Annotated in this window: 14 protein-coding genes; 13 read left to right on the top strand and 1 reads right to left on the bottom strand. The window is 65.2% G+C overall.

Going from position 1 to position 14,889, the window contains the following annotated elements:
• The first annotated feature begins 6 nt into the window (after positions 1–6).
• The 6 genes from C6571_RS10465 (at position 7) to C6571_RS10490 (ending at position 7,968) form a co-directional block, all read left to right on the top strand.
• Positions 7–1,812, top strand: coding sequence for a sodium:solute symporter family protein (locus C6571_RS10465; RefSeq protein WP_106446627.1), 1,806 nt, complete (start codon positions 7–9; stop codon positions 1,810–1,812).
• 141 nt (positions 1,813–1,953) lie between these two features.
• Positions 1,954–2,322: a hypothetical protein gene (locus C6571_RS10470; protein WP_106446628.1), complete on the top strand. Its 369-nt coding sequence runs from the start codon at positions 1,954–1,956 to the stop codon at positions 2,320–2,322.
• A gap of 78 nt (positions 2,323–2,400) precedes the next feature.
• On the top strand, positions 2,401–2,664 hold the full coding sequence (locus C6571_RS10475) for a hypothetical protein (protein ID WP_211300620.1): 264 nt from the start codon (positions 2,401–2,403) through the stop codon (positions 2,662–2,664).
• The gene (locus C6571_RS10480; RefSeq protein WP_245901247.1) at positions 2,661–5,423 is read left to right on the top strand and encodes a sensor histidine kinase; all 2,763 of its coding nucleotides are present in this window, start codon (positions 2,661–2,663) and stop codon (positions 5,421–5,423) included. The genes C6571_RS10475 and C6571_RS10480 overlap by 4 nt, the downstream gene beginning before the upstream one ends.
• Positions 5,420–5,800: a response regulator transcription factor gene (locus C6571_RS10485; RefSeq protein ID WP_106446629.1), complete on the top strand. Its 381-nt coding sequence runs from the start codon at positions 5,420–5,422 to the stop codon at positions 5,798–5,800. The genes C6571_RS10480 and C6571_RS10485 overlap by 4 nt, the downstream gene beginning before the upstream one ends.
• On the top strand, positions 5,797–7,968 hold the full coding sequence (locus C6571_RS10490; protein WP_106446630.1) for a 3'-5' exonuclease: 2,172 nt from the start codon (positions 5,797–5,799) through the stop codon (positions 7,966–7,968). The genes C6571_RS10485 and C6571_RS10490 overlap by 4 nt, the downstream gene beginning before the upstream one ends.
• Positions 7,969–8,128: 160 nt before the next feature.
• Here C6571_RS10490 and C6571_RS10495 read toward each other — a convergent pair whose 3' ends face one another.
• Complete coding sequence (locus C6571_RS10495) at positions 8,129–10,015, bottom strand: putative nucleotidyltransferase substrate binding domain-containing protein (RefSeq protein WP_106446631.1); 1,887 nt, start codon at positions 10,013–10,015, stop codon at positions 8,129–8,131.
• 66 nt (positions 10,016–10,081) lie between these two features.
• Here C6571_RS10495 and C6571_RS10500 point away from each other — a divergent pair, with 66 nt between their 5' ends.
• From C6571_RS10500 to C6571_RS10525, 7 genes are all read left to right on the top strand, one after another.
• Positions 10,082–10,420 (top strand): hypothetical protein, encoded by a 339-nt coding sequence (locus C6571_RS10500; RefSeq protein ID WP_106446632.1) that lies wholly within the window; start codon positions 10,082–10,084, stop codon positions 10,418–10,420.
• Positions 10,421–10,641: 221 nt separating this feature from the next.
• Entirely contained in the window at positions 10,642–12,294 is a 1,653-nt protein-coding gene (locus tag C6571_RS10505; RefSeq protein WP_106446633.1) for a cbb3-type cytochrome c oxidase subunit I, read from the top strand.
• A complete protein-coding gene (locus tag C6571_RS10510; protein ID WP_106446634.1) occupies positions 12,284–12,940 on the top strand; it encodes a cbb3-type cytochrome c oxidase subunit II in 657 nt (218 codons plus the stop codon). The genes C6571_RS10505 and C6571_RS10510 overlap by 11 nt, the downstream gene beginning before the upstream one ends.
• Before the next feature lie 16 nt (positions 12,941–12,956).
• Positions 12,957–13,574, top strand: coding sequence for a c-type cytochrome (locus tag C6571_RS10515; RefSeq protein ID WP_106446635.1), 618 nt, complete (start codon positions 12,957–12,959; stop codon positions 13,572–13,574).
• Entirely contained in the window at positions 13,574–14,209 is a 636-nt protein-coding gene (locus C6571_RS10520; protein WP_106446636.1) for an SCO family protein, read from the top strand. Before C6571_RS10515 ends, C6571_RS10520 begins: the two co-directional genes overlap by 1 nt.
• Positions 14,206–14,466 carry a hypothetical protein gene (locus C6571_RS19990; protein ID WP_245901248.1) on the top strand — a complete coding sequence of 87 codons (261 nt, stop codon included), beginning with the start codon at positions 14,206–14,208 and terminating at the stop codon, positions 14,464–14,466. The genes C6571_RS10520 and C6571_RS19990 overlap by 4 nt, the downstream gene beginning before the upstream one ends.
• Entirely contained in the window at positions 14,385–14,840 is a 456-nt protein-coding gene (locus C6571_RS10525) for a hypothetical protein (RefSeq protein WP_245901249.1), read from the top strand. Before C6571_RS19990 ends, C6571_RS10525 begins: the two co-directional genes overlap by 82 nt.
• Positions 14,841–14,889 lie beyond the last annotated feature (49 nt).

Genomic DNA, 14,889 nt, shown 5'->3' on the forward strand with positions numbered 1-14,889 from the left:
GCCATCATGGATCTCCAAACCACCATCTACATCTTCGTCGGACTGAGCTTCGCGCTCTACATCGGTATCGCCATCTGGGCGCGAGCCGGCTCGACGAGCGAGTTCTACGCCGCGGGCGGCAGCGTTCACCCCATTACCAACGGCATGGCCACGGCCGCCGACTGGATGAGCGCGGCGTCGTTCATCTCCATGGCCGGCCTGATCTCCAACATGGGCTACGGCGGTGCGCTGTTTCTTATGGGCTGGACGGGCGGCTACGTGCTGCTGGCGATGCTGCTGGCGCCCTACCTGCGCAAGTTCGGCAAATTCACGGTGCCCCAGTTCATTGGGGACCGTTTTTATTCAAAGACGGCCAGCACCATTGCTGTGGTCTGCCTGTTGATCGCATCGCTGACCTACATCATCGGGCAGATGACCGGCGTGGGCGTAGCGTTCTCGCGCTTCCTGGGCGTGACCGCCGAGACCGGCATCTACGTGGGCATGGCCATTGTGTTTGCTTACGCCGTGTTTGGTGGCATGAAGGGCATTACCTATACCCAGGTGGCGCAGTACATCGTGCTGATTCTGGCGTTCACGGTGCCGGCCATCTTCATCTCGTTGGCGCTCACGGGCAACGTGTTGCCGCAGCTGGGTCTGGGGGGCGACTACCGTGGTACGGACATGACGCTGCTGGCCAAGCTTGACAGCGTGGTGACCGACCTGGGCTTTGGCAAATACACCACCTCGCTTCCGGGCAGCAGGCTGAACATGTTCATGTACACGCTGTCGCTCATGATCGGAACCGCCGGTCTGCCGCACGTCATCATGAGATTCTTTACCGTCCCTTCGGTGAAAGATGCGCGTTTGTCGGCCGGTTGGGCGCTGGTTTTCATCGCCATCCTGTACACGACGGCACCTGCTGTGGGCGCCATGGCCAAGCTCAACCTGCATGCCACGGTGAATACCGCTGTCAAGGCGGGCGGCGATCTCTTCGCTCCTGAAGCCAGCATCCAAGCAGCAACGCAGCCCGACTGGATGAACCGTTGGGAAAAAACGGGTCTGCTCAAGTGGGAAGACAAGAACGGCGATGGCCGCATCCAGTACTACAACGACAAGACCAAGGACAAGGCCGTGCTCGACAAGGCGGCGGCAGCGGGCTGGAAGGGCAACGAGCTGAGCGTCAACCCCGACATCATCGTGCTGGCCAACCCCGAAATCGCACTGCTCCCCAACTGGGTGATCGGTCTGGTGGCGGCGGGTGGTCTGGCCGCTGCGCTGTCCACGGCGGCCGGTTTGCTGATGGCGATTTCGTCTGCCGTGTCGCATGACCTGGTCAAGGGCATCTTCAAGCCAGACATCAGCGAGCAGGGCGAGCTGCGCGCCGGCAAGATCTCCATGGCGGTGGCTGTGGTGGTGGCGGGCTACCTGGGGTTGAATCCGCCGGGCTTTGCGGCGGGAACCGTGGCGCTGGCCTTTGGTATCGCAGCCAGTTCCCTGTTCCCGGCCATCATGATGGGGATCTTCAGCAAGAAGATGAACAAGGAAGGCGCCATTGCAGGCATGATTGCCGGCTTGGCATTCACCCTGTTCTACGTGTTTGCGCACAAGGGTATCTTCTTCATCAAGGGCACCGAGTACCTGGGCGTGATCGGCGGCGCCAATAGCTTCTTCGGCATCACGCCCGAGGCCATTGGTGCAGTCGGCGCGATGGTGAACTTCGTGGTGGCCTTCCTGGTGGACAAGGTCACGGCGGAGCCGCCGGCCCACATCCAGGCCATGGTCGAAGCCGTGCGCATTCCGCGCGGCTCCAAGGCGGTGTCGGGCTCGCACTAAGCGCCTGTGGGTGCGCAGGCCGCTCGCCTGCGCACCAGCCATCACAATCGAGGCCCTGCCGGCGCTGAGCCGACAGGGCTTTTTTATCGAATAGCCCACCTGCAGTGCTTCTGCGGCTGTTGGTGGGTACGGGAGCTTTGCATGGTGTTTGATGTCAGCGTCGCCTTGACGTGGATTCTTTTTATCGCGCTCTTCCCGATCGCCTTTTTCTGGTTCCGGCGTGCCTGGCGCATTGCCTTTCGCCGGGATTTTTCCGAAGTCGCACTCAAAGGCGGCGAACCCCCGCCCAACGCCGAAAAGGTCGCACCGTATGTGATGGTTGTGAACCTGTTGGCCGGGTGCGTGGCTGCGGTCGTGATTGTTGGTGTGCTGCTGGGGCAGCTTGACTACAACACCTGGACCGCCATGGCGGGGAGCACGATCTGGTGCAAGTTTTTCATTGATTTCGCCATATCGCGCCACGCGCACATGAAGCGCGGCGCAAAACCGCAGCACCGCGCTGGGAAGTAAGTCCCCGGTAAGTGGCCGGTCCACAATGGTGGACGCCGCGCGCCCGCCGTGCGCTACTGCCTTTGAACGGAGATTGCCGTGAGCCACACGCTGCGTTCCCAGCGCCTTGGTGCCTTGTTTGCGGCAGGTTGGCTGCTGCTGAACTTTCCGCTGGTGGGTCTGTGGGACAGCGAGTTGACCGTGTTGGGCATTCCGTTGTTTCCGCTGGCGCTGTTCGGGATCTGGGGCGCAACGATTGCCACCGTTGCTTGGTGGATGGAATCGCGCCCCGCCTTGGAGGCGCCTGCAGCATCTTTGCCTGAGCCGCTGCAACCACAAGCGCCGGTGCAGGCGCGCGAATGACCACCATGCTGCCCGCGCCGCTGGTCATTGGCACCTCGCTGGCCTATCTGCTGCTGCTCGTCGGCGTCGCCTACTGGGCCGATCGCCGGGCTGCGGTGCGCCGCTCGGTGATTGCCAGGCCCTGGGTCTATGCGCTGTCGATGGCGGTGTACTGCACGGCCTGGACCTATTTCGGCAGCGTCGAGCGTGCGGCGACAGGCGGCATGTGGTTTCTGCCCATCTACCTCGGGCCGACGCTGGCGATGGTGCTGGGCTGGACCGTGCTGCGCAAGATGATTCGCATCGCCAAGACACACCGCATCACCTCGATCGCCGATTTCATTGCCAGCCGCTATGGCAAAAGCCAGTTGCTGGCGACGCTGGTCACGCTGGTGGCCGTGGTGGGCATCGTTCCCTATATTGCCTTGCAATTGAAGGCTGTGTCTTCGGGTTATGCGCTACTGACTTCCGGCAGTGCGGTGGTGCCGGCGCACCTGCACTGGAGCCAGGACAGCGCGTTTTACGTTGCCATTGCCCTGGCTGGTTTTGCCATCGTATTTGGTGCGCGCCACCTCGACACCACCGAGCGCCACGAGGGCATGGTGGCGGCCATTGCCTTTGAGTCGCTGGTCAAGCTGGCCGCCTTTTTGTGCGTCGGTGTGTTTGTCGTCTACGGTTTGTTTGGTGGCCTGGGCGATATCTTTGCCCAGGCGCGGGCGCGGCCTGACCTGGCGGCCCTGCTGCATGCCGAGCAGGGCGGGGCCTATTCCTGGGCCCGCTGGATGGGGCTGATGGTGCTGGCCCTGTGCGCCGCGCTGGTGCTGCCACGGCAGTTCCAGGTCATGGTGGTGGAGAACGTGCACGAAGACCATGTGCGCCGTGCGAGCTGGATGTTCCCGCTCTACCTCTTGCTGATCAACCTCTTCGTGCTGCCCATTGCCCTGGGCGGCTTGCTCTATTTCAGTGGTGGCGAGCACAACCCGGAGCACTTCGTCCTCTCCCTGCCCATGGCGGCAGGGCAGAACACCCTGGCGCTGTTTGTGTTCATTGGCGGCTTGTCGGCCGCCACCGGTATGGTGATCGTCGAGACCGTGGCGGTCTCCACCATGGTCAGCAATGAGCTGGCGCTGCCGCTGCTGCTGCGGCTTCGTCTGCTGGGCACCGCCCACCAGCCGCGCGATTTCACGCGCTCGCTTCTCATGATTCGGCGCGCTGCCATCGTGGGTGTGCTGCTGCTGGGCTACATGTACTTTCAACTCGCCGGGGACGCTTATGCGCTGGCGAGCATTGGCCTGATCAGCTTTGCCGCCGTAGCCCAGTTTGCTCCGGTCCTGCTGGGTGGCATGTACTGGCGCGGCGGCACCCGCGTGGGCGCATTGGCTGGCTTGATCGTGGGCTTCAGTGTCTGGGTCTACACACTCATGCTGCCGTCGATTGCCAAATCAGGCTGGCTCGATGCAGGCTTCCTTACGGCGGGTCCTTGGGGTGTTGCCTGGCTGCGGCCTGAATCGTTGTGGGGCCTCCAGGGACTGGACAGCCTGACGCATTCGCTGTTCTGGAGCTTGTTGGCCAATTGCGCCGCCTATGTGATGGTCTCGCTCTGGCGTGCGCCGTCCGGACGCGAGGCCAGCCAGGCGCTGCTGTTCGTTGACGTGTTCCGGCGCGGCACGGCGCAAACACCGGTGTTCTGGCGCGGGCGCGCCGACGCTGCCGAACTCAAACGTCTTTGCGAGCGCTTCCTCGGCGTGGAGAAGACCCGCGAGCTGTGGCGCAGCTACGCCAAGGAGGCTGGCTTGCTCGCAGACCAGGCTCTGGTGCCGGACGCACGCCTGGTGCAGTTTGTCGAAGCCCAACTGGCAGGCGCGGTCGGCAGTGCCTCGGCGCGGGTGCTGGTGGCTTCGGTTTCTGATGAGGAGGCGCTGTCGCAAGGCGACGTGCTGGCCATGCTGGAAGAGGCGTCGCAACTGCGCAGCTACTCGCGTGCGCTGGAGACCAAGTCGCGCTCACTGGAGCAGGCCACCAGTGAGCTGCGCAGTGCCAACGAGCAGCTCAAGAGCCTGGATCGTTTGAAGGACGATTTCATGTCCTCGGTGACGCACGAACTGCGCACGCCGCTGACGTCGATACGCGCGCTGGCCGAAATCCTGCAGGACGACAGCGAACTGCCGCCCCAGCAGCGCCAGCATTTTGTCGACATCATCGTGCAGGAGACCGAACGCCTGACCCGACTGGTCAATCAGGTGCTCGACATGGCCAAGATCGAGTCCGGGCATATTGACTGGAGGCTGGCCGAGATTGATGTACGCGATCTGCTCGAAAAAGCCATGGCCACCACGGCAGCGCTGCTGAGTGACCGGGGCGCAGCGATGCAGCTCGATCTGCCCGAGAGCCTGCCGCCGCTCCACGCGGACCCCGATCGCCTGCTCCAGGTGCTGCTCAATCTCATCTCCAACGCTGCGAAGTTCGTGCCACCGCAGGGTGGGCGCGTGCGACTGCACGCCCGTGGCGATCGGAAAGGTCTGACCGTGTGTGTGCAGGACAATGGTCCGGGTGTGCCGGCGGGCCACGAGCGCCTCATTTTTGACCGCTTTCACCAGGCCGGTGAACCCATGCCTGGCGGTCACGGTACCGGCCTTGGGTTGCCGATCAGCCAGCACATCGTGGAACATTTTGGCGGCCGTCTGTGGCTGGAGCGGCCTGGTGAAGGCGCACTGCCCGGCGCTTGCTTCTGCTTCTGGCTGCCCTGGCAGCCGGCCCCTTCTGGAGACATTGCCTCATGACGCAAAAGAAAATCCTGATTGCCGACGACGAACCCAACATCGTGGTGTCGCTCGAATACCTGTTGCAGCGCGAGGGCTACGCGGTGAGCATTGCGCGCGATGGACTGGCGGCGCTGGAAGCGATTGAGCGCGAAAAGCCCGACCTGGTGCTGCTCGACGTGATGATGCCCATCAAATCGGGCTTTGAGGTCTGCGCCAGCGTGCGCGGCGATGCGGCGCTGGCGCACACGCGCATCCTCATGCTGAGCGCCAAGGGGCGCGACACCGATCTGGCCAAAGGCATGGCCTTGGGTGCGGACGACTACATGACCAAGCCGTTTGCCACGCGTGAGCTGGTGGCGCGGGTGGCCGAGATGCTGGCCAAGGACCGCCCATGAAACGCACCGACCCGCGCCTGCTGGCTGCCATTGCGCTGGCCGGCCTGGTGATGGCGCTGTGGTTGGTGCTGATGTCGGCCATTGTCTGGTCGACGCTCAGCCTGCCGGAGCGTGAGGCCGTGGGCGAGGTGCTGGCGGGCCGGATCGCGCTGGTCTTTGTCGGCTGGGTGCTGGGCCTGATGGCCGTGGCGGCGGTGCTGCGCGTCTTGCACCAGCGCTATGTGGGCGCGCCGCACCGTTTGCTGGAGGAAACGCGCGTGGTCCTGGCGGCGCGCCGGCCGCAGCTGCTCAAGCCGCGCGGCACGCGCGAGATGCAGGCGCTGGCGGTGGCCGTCAACGAGCTGGCGGCGCAGCGCGACCGCCTGCGCGCCGAGATGGATGCGCAAGTCACGCAGGCGAGCGAGCGCGTGCAGCAGGAAAAGGACCGCCTGGCCGCGCTGATGGCCGAGCTGCACCAAAGCGTGGTGGTGTGCAACCACGCCGGCCGCATCCTGCTCTACAACCAGCGCGCGCGCCAGGCCTTCCGCGCACTGTCGCAGGGACCGCAGCTGGCCGATGGCGCCGAGCTGATCGGCATTGGCCGCTCCATCTACGCGGCGCTGGAGCGCCAGGTGCTGGCCCACGCCTTCGAACGCATTCAACAGGCTGTGACCAAAGGCGACGCCCGGCCCTCGGCGCAGTTTGTCACCACCGTGGCCGGTGGGCAGTTGCTGCGCGTGCAGGTGGCGCCGGTACGCGCCAGCCAGGGCGTGTCGGGGCGAAGTACCGAGGTCACTGGCTTTGTGCTGATGCTCGACAACGTGACCGAGAGCGTGGCCGAGGAGTCCGAGCGTGACCAATTGCTGCACGGCCTGACCGAAGGCAGCCGCGCGTCGCTGGCCAATATCCAGGCAGCGGTGGACATGCTGGGCTACCCCGACATCGAACCCGCGATGCGCGAGCGTTTCCTGGGCGTGGTGCGTGAAGAGGTGGCCTCCATGGGCACGCGGGTCACCGATCTTGCACAGCGCAGCGCCCAGCGCCTCAAAACCCGCTGGCCGCTCGAAGACATGCTGGGCGCAGACTTGGCCGCTGCCGCTCAGCGCCAGCTCGGGGCGCGCTGCGGCTGCCCGGTGACGCTGGACGCCATCGACCCGGCGCTCTGGCTCAAAGTAGACAGCTACACACTGCTGCAGGCGCTGACCTACCTGGGCACGCGCCTGGTCGACGAATTTGAGGTGCGCTTCTTGCAGCTGCGCCTGGCGCGCGCTGGCGCGCATGCGCAGCTTGACCTGGTCTGGAGCGGCCAGGCCATGAGCAACGAAACCGTGATGAGCTGGGAGATGGACGCCATGCGCTTTGGCACCGAGCGCACGCCGCTTTCGGTGCGTGACGTGGTCGAGCGCCACGGCGGCGAAATGTGGTTTGAGCGCGAACGGGTGCGCCACCAGGCGCTGTTTCGCTTTCTGCTCCCGCTGGCCAGCAGCCAGCCCGAGGACAGGGGGCCAGCGGCGCCCGTGCTGGCCAGTCGGCCCGAGTTTTACGACTTCGACCTTTTCCAGACCAGCGATGAAGGCAGTGCGCTGGAAGACCGTCCCCTGGCCGAGCTGACCTACACCGTGTTCGACACCGAAACCACGGGTCTGAACCCGGCAGGGGGCGACGCGATCATCCAGATCGGCGCGGCGCGTATCGTCAACGGCAAGCTCTTGCGCCAGGAGAGCTTCGACCAATTGGTGGACCCCGGACGCAGCATTCCCGCCGAATCGATTCCGATCCACGGCATCAGCCAGGACATGGTGGAGGGCCAGCCACGCATCGCGCAGGTGCTGCCCGTATTCCACGCCTTTGCCGAAGACACGGTGCTGGTGGCGCACAACGCTGCGTTCGACATGAAGTTCCTGCAGTTGCAGGAAGAGGCCACCGGCATTGCGTTTCGCCAGCCGGTGCTCGACACCTTGCTGCTCTCGGCGGTGGTGCATCCGAACCAGGAGTCGCACCGGCTCGAAGCCATTGCCGAGCGCTTCGACGTGGCGGTGCTGGGGCGCCATACGGCGCTGGGCGATGCACTGGTGACGGCTGAGATCTGGCTGCGCCTGATCCCGCTGCTGGCCGAGCAGGGCATCCATACCCTGCGCCAGGCGCGCGAGGCGGCGCAGAAGACGTACTACGCGCGGTTGAAGTATTGAGAATGCTATTGCTTCGATAGCTGAAAGCGCTTATGTATAAAGCGCTGGAGGCCAATAATGGCCTGAACGGTTGACTCCGTATCCAAAGGCGGCGCGCGGCATGGGCCCGCTGCCCGGCCGCTGCTGAGCCATGAGCCCACCAAGCAAAACACCCAAACCACTAAAACCGCCCGGCCTGGTAACGCTGCCCCAGCACATCCTGCACCACCTGCACCACCGAGAACGCTTCCTTGAGGTGGCTGCGCTCGAAGCTGGAGAGTTCCTCCAGCGCCAGAAAATTGTCCGGCGCCAGGCCCTCGGCCATCTGCCGGGCCTGGTGGCGGATGCGCAGCTTGGAGATGAATTCGAGTGCCTCGCGCAGATCGCGGGCGCTTTGCGGGCTCACTTCACCCGCCGCGCCGGCCGCAGCTGCAAGCTCCAGCCGGTCCTGCGTGTTCACGGCGGCCACTGCGCCGGCCAGGGCAAACAGCCGCGCCAGATCGACGATGGGCACGATGCCCGTGTGCTTGAGGTCGATGGTGCCTGAATGCTCACCGCCCCGGATGCGTGAAATGGTGCCAAACAGGCCCAGCGGTGGGCGGTGCTTGAGCGCGTTGCCCACCATGTGCGCCAGAAACAGGCTGTTGCCGCGCGTGCGCTCCAGCATGTCGTGGCGCAGCGTGTCCAGCAGCTCGGCGCGGCCATGGATGGCGCGCAGGTCGAAGAATACGCAGGTCAGCATGAGCGCCATGGGTTCGGGTGTATCCACCCACTGGCGAAAGTACTCGGCCCAGCGCGCGCGCGGCTGGCGCCATTTGTCGGTCATAGCCATCATCTCGCCAGGGCAATGGATGTAGCCGCAGGCTGCCAGCCCGTCGCAGACGTATCTGGAAAATTCCCGAAACCAGCTGCCGTGGACAGCTTCGTCGTAGTCGTCGGCCAGCACCAGGCAGTTGTCCTGGTCCGACAGCGCCGTTTGTTCGCTGCGCGCTTGTGAGCCTGCCGCCACCCACACGTAATCTACTGGCGCCGGGCCCAGGCGCTCTTCGGCCAGCTGAATCAGGCGCACCGTGACGGCATCGGTGATGGCGGTGACGATGTGGCCCGTGCTGTAGGCGCTGGCGTCGGCGTCGGCCAGGTGGCGCTGCAGCGCCTTGAGCCGCGTGGTGGTCTGCGCCAGGCCCGCCGCCGTGGTCTGCTTGTGGATTTCGCCGGCCAGCACCACAGCCGAGGTGCTTTGCTGTTCGGCCAGATCGGTGGCGGTGACCATGCCCACCAGCTGCGCCCCGTCCATCACGGGCACATGGTGGATATTGGCGCGCGCCATCAGCAGCATGGCCTCAAAGGTGGGGCTGTGGGCTTGCAGCGTATGGGGCGTCAGCGTTGCGATGCTGCGCACCGGCAGCGCCGGGTCAAGCTGCTCGGCCAGCACCCGGTTGCGCAGGTCGCGGTCGGTTACCAGGCCCATGAGTGCGCCGTCCTCCACCAGCAGCACGGACGAAACGCGCTGCTCGCGCATGTGGCTGGCCACCTTGCGAATAGGGGTGTCCGGCGAGAGGCTGACGGGAGGCCTGCGCAGCAGCGTGCGCACCGGGGTTGCCAGGCGGTTGAGCCGCAGACCGGCTTCCCCCGGCGCTTCACCTTCGCCATGCGCCATGTCCGCGGCGCTGGGCAGCGAGGGAAAGTGGTATTCCAGCGCGTCGTGTGCCTGGCACAGCCGCTGCAATTGTGCGGGCGCCAGCCAGGCCACTGCTCCGTCGGTCGCCGCCGTGGCCTGCCAGGTCGTGAGATGGCGCGCCGGCGTGGCGCCAAAGCCAAACAGCTCGCCGCGCTGCAGGCGCACCGCATGCCCCAGATCCGGATCCAGCAGATCCACCGCACCAGTCACCACCATGCCGAGGCGGCCGAACAAACGTCCCTGCGGCAAGAGCAACATGCCTTCGCTGGTGTCCTGCCGCTCCCACTGCTCGGCAAAATTTGCCCATACCGCAGCATCCAGCGTGCCCCAGATGCGGTGGCCGACCAGCAAGGTCTGAAAGTCGTCGGCAGAAGGCGGGGCAGAATTCATGGCGCAGACCCGTAAGGCAAAAGGGGCATTGTTGCAGTTGCACCGCGTGCGTACCATGGTTTGGTCATGAAACCGCCTGAAACCCGGACCGTCTGGCTACAGTCCGCCGCGCCGTCCAAGCCGCCCCTCGGCCAGCCCTGCAATGGCTGCGGCCTGTGCTGCCTGAGCGTGCCTTGCCCGCTGGGAATGGTGGTTTCGCGTCGGCGCACGGGGGCATGCGCCGCGCTGCGCTGGGATGCCGCCGCAGCGCGCTACCGCTGCGCTTTGGTGAGTGATCCAGCCGATGCCACGGGCTGGCGCAGTCCTTGGCTGCTGCGGGCGGTAAGTGCGCTGGCCAGGCGCCAGATTGCCGCCGGCAGCGGTTGCGACGCCGAGATCGAGGCAATCCATCCAGATGCTTCATAAGTAATAGCATTCAGCGCTTACTGGATAAGCGCTAGAGCCATATTTTTATCAGAATAAACGCGTTGTGCGGAGGGGAATGCGTAGAAGGAATAAGGTTCATTGAATATGACTCTTAGAATGCCATCCGCGTTGGCCTAGCTTGGCAATGCGTGGGTTGCATTGCGACAAATCAAAAAATCTGCCGACACACATGGCGTGTCGGCCCGCACAAGGATCTGTCTATGGATAGCGCGCTCCTGAGCCTGCTCGGCGCCTTCTTGCTTTCGCTGCTCGGCCTGTTTGTTTTCATCTGGTCGATGCGCAAGGGCTTGCTGCTGGAAAACCCGCGCGCCGCGTCGGTGATCTTTGCGCCGGGGGAAATTGGCCGGGCCGATGACCCGGCGCTTCCCGGAGATGAGCAAAAACCGCTGCGTGACGCCGCAGCCGAGGCCGGCGAGGCGGGCCACCCGCCCGATCCGGACGAGCTGCTGCACCGCGTGGAGGCCGACCGCTCGACCGCATTTCCGGTGTTCATGTTCATCGCCTTTGCCTGCATGTGGCTGGTGCTGGGCTCGGTGGCGGGCCTGACTTCGTCGCTCAAGCTGCACATGCCCGACCTGCTGGTGAGCGAAGCCTGGATGACCTTTGGACGCATCCGCACCGTGCACCTCACGGCCGTGCTCTACGGCTGGATCTCCAACGCCGCGCTGGGCACCATCATCTGGTTGCTCCCGCGCCTGCTGCGCACGCCTTTGATGGGCGGGGCCTGGGTGATGCTGGGCGGCGCGCTGATCAACACCGGTATTGCCAGCGCCATCGGCGCCATCGGTTCGGGCTGGACCGACGGCATGGAATACCTGGAGATTCCCTGGCAGATCGGCCTGTTCATCGTCGCCGGATTCATCTGCATCATCGGCCCGGTTCTCTACACGCTGGTGAACCGCAAGGTCGAATCACTCTATGTGACCGTCTGGTACCACGTCGCCGCACTGCTCTGGATTGCCCTGCTGTTCATCGTTGCCAAGCTGCCGGGTGTGCACACCGGCGTGCAGCAGGCGACCACCAACTGGTGGTACGGCCACAACGTGCTGGGCTTGTGGTTCACGCCGGTGAGCGTCGGAGCCATCTACTACTTCCTGCCCAAGATCATCGGGCGGCCGGTGCGCTCCTACAACCTGTCCATTCTCGGGTTCTGGACATTGGCCTTCTTCTATGGTCAGGTCGGCGGCCACCACCTGATCGGCGGGCCGGTGCCCGGCTGGCTGACCACGCTGTCCATCGTGCAGAGCATGATGATGATCATTCCGGTGCTGGCCTTCACCATCAACATGGCCGGCACCATGTGGGGGCGCATGCACCTGGCGCGCTATTCGCCCACGCTGCGCTTCATGATGTTTGGCGGCTTCATGTACATGCTGTCGTCGCTGCAGGGCTCGTTCGAGGCGCTGCGCTCAATCAACCAGGTGGCGCACTTCACGCACTTCACGGTGGCGCATGCCCATTTGGGCGCCTACGCCTTCGTCACCATGGTGCTGTTTGGCGCCATCTATTTCATGATGCCGCGCGTGCTCAACTGGGAATGGCCGTACCCGCGCCTGATCACGCTGCAGTTCTGGCTGGCGGCGATCGGCATCGGCATTTACTTCATTGGCCTGTCGATTGGTGGCTGGCTGCAAGGCCTGTACATGCTGGATGCGACCAAACCCTTCATGGATTCGGTGGCCGTCACCATTCCCTATCTGGAGTGGCGCAGCGTGGGTGGCTCGCTGATGGTGCTGAGCCACGTCATTTTTGTCGGGCACTTTTTGGCGATGGCACTGCGTTTTGGACCGCAGCGCACCGGCGCCGCCCTGTTCTGGCCGCGCAAGGCGCAGGAGTTGCTCCATGGAGAATGAAGTCAAGCTGGCGGCCGGCGCCATGGTGGCGCTGGCTGTAGCCACCGCAGCGCTGGTGATCCTGCCCTACATCCAGGTGCGCGACATCCACGCGCCCGAAGGCCTCAAGCCCTATACCAGCGCCGAGCTGCGCGGGCGCGAGGTGTATATCGCCAACGGCTGCGTCTACTGCCACACCCAGCAGCCGCGTGACCGCAACCTGGGACCAGACGCGGAACGCGGCTGGGGCCGCGCCTCGGTGCCGGGCGACTACATCTACGACAAACCGCACCTGCTGGGCAGCATGCGCACCGGGCCCGACCTGTTCAACATCGGCGCGCGCCAGCCCAGCCAGGACTGGCATCTGGGGCACTTGTACCAGCCCAGGGCCTATGTGCCGGGGTCGATCATGCCGTCCTACCCGTATATGTTCGACGTCAAGCCCGAAGCCGAAGAGGGCGACGTGGTGCTCAAGCTGCCGCCGGGCGCTGCGCCCAATGGACGAGTGGTGGTGGCCCGGCCCGAGGCGCTGGACCTGGTGCGCTACTTGCGCGGCCTGAACCACACCTACCCGGTGCTGCCACCGCAGCCGCGCGGCGAAGCGGCGCCTGCGGCGGCCCCGCCTCCGGCCGGCGCTGCGAGCAGCGCTGACGCCAAAGCGTCCTGAATTGGAAAGCACTGCCATGGAACCGATTCCCGAAAAGTCCGAAACGCATCTGGCGCAGGAGCGCGAGAACGCCGAACCCGAAGAGCGCATGCGCCCCATGCCCCTGGTCGCCGCCGCCGTGGTCCTGGTGATGGTGCTGTTTGGCGTCGTCTACCTGCTGCTGTCCGACCCGGTAGGCAATGCCCTTCTGGGCGACCGGCGCACGGTGGCCGATCTCTCGGGACCGGCTCCGGCCGAGCCCGGCGCCGCCGTCGATGGCAAGGCCTTGTTTGCCGCCCACTGCGCCGCCTGCCACCAGGCCACCGGCAAGGGCTTGCCCGGCGTGTTCCCGCCGCTCGACGGCTCGGAATGGGTGCTGGGCGACGCGCGCGTGCTCGCCAACATCTTGCTGCATGGCATCAATGGCGACATCACGGTCGCAGGCGCCAGCTACAACGGTGCCATGCCACCTTTCCACCAACTGTCCGACGCCGAGCTGGCCGGATTGGCCAGCTTCATCCGCAGCAATTGGTCCAACAAAGCCGATGCGGTGTTGCCCGCGCTGTTCGAAACCGAGCGCAAAGCCAGTCCCCGCAATACGCCATTTGAGGGCGGCGCCGCGCTCAAGGCGCTGGCGGCCGCGCCCGCCAGCTGATGCTGCGCACCGCGCTCGCTGCCGCGCTGCTGGTCTGCGCCGGCTATGCGGGCGCGAGCTGGCTCACGCACGACTTTCAGGTCTGGACCGCCGAAGGCGCGCGCCGCCTGGAGGTGGCGCTGCAGCCCGTGCCTGTGCCAGAGGTGTCCATTGAAGGGCCGGGACTTCCGGCCCAGCCCTTGGTCCCTTGGCTGAGCGGGGCCGGGCGCGTCACCGTGGTCGATTTCGTCTATACCCGCTGCGAGACCGTCTGCCTGAGCCTGGGTGGCGTATTTCAGCAAATGCAGCGCCGCTTGCAGCAGGAGCCGATGGTGCCCGGCGCGGCTGTGCGCCTGCTGTCCATCAGTTTTGACGGCAGCTACGACACCCCTGAGCGCCTTGCTGCCTACGCGCGCCAGCTGGGTGCGGACCCAGCGCTGTGGCAGTTTGCGCGGGTGCCGGACGCCAGCGAAGCGGCCGCCTTGCTGCGCCGCCTGCAGGTGGTGGTGGTGCCCGACGGCCGGGGCGACTACGAGCACAACGCGGCGCTGTTGGTGCTGGACGCGCAGGGGCGCCTGGTGCGCGTGTTTGACATCAGCGAGCAGGAGCTGGCGCTGAACTATGCGCGCCACCTGGCAAAGAGCGGCCGGACATGAGAACCAAAACGCTCACGCTCCCCATCCCCGCGCGCGCCCAGTGGGCCATGGGATGCCTGTTGGCCGCATGGCTGGCGCTGCCCTTTGTTCGCGCCGCGCTGGAGCAAAGCATGCTGCGCCACATGCTGCTGCAGGCGCCGCTGCTGCTGCTGGCCGGCGCCTGCCTGGCGGGGGCATGGGCCCGCGCCTGCGCGCGGCCGTTGCGCGCTGGAATGCCTATGGAATCACCGGCCTGCTGGCTGCGGCCGGCATTCTGAGTTTGTTGATGGTTCCGCGCGCGCTCGATCTGGCGCTGGTGGTGCCGGCCATCGAGACGCTGAAGTTTGCGTTGCTGCTGCTCGCGGGTGCGGCGCTGCGCCTGTCCTGGGCGCCGGCGGGCCTGCTGATGCAGGGCTTTTTCCTCGGAAACCTGCTGCCCATGATGGCGGTGGCCGGGCAGTTGTATGCCGATTCGCCGGTGCGCATCTGCAATGCCTACCTGCTGGACGACCAGGCCCGGCTGGGCGAGTGGCTGATTGCCCTGGCCTGTGTCGCTGCGGTAGGTTGGCTGGCCCAGGTGGCCCGCACCCTGGTGCTGCGGGAGGAGCGGGCTTTGGCAGCAGAGAGCCAGCCTGAGCTACAAAATCAATAGCTATCAGCGCTTGCAGAATAAGCGCTGGAGGCATATTTCTATAGAAATT

Source organism: Simplicispira suum, from assembly GCF_003008595.1.
Classification (GTDB): Bacteria; Pseudomonadota; Gammaproteobacteria; order Burkholderiales; family Burkholderiaceae_C; genus Simplicispira; species Simplicispira suum.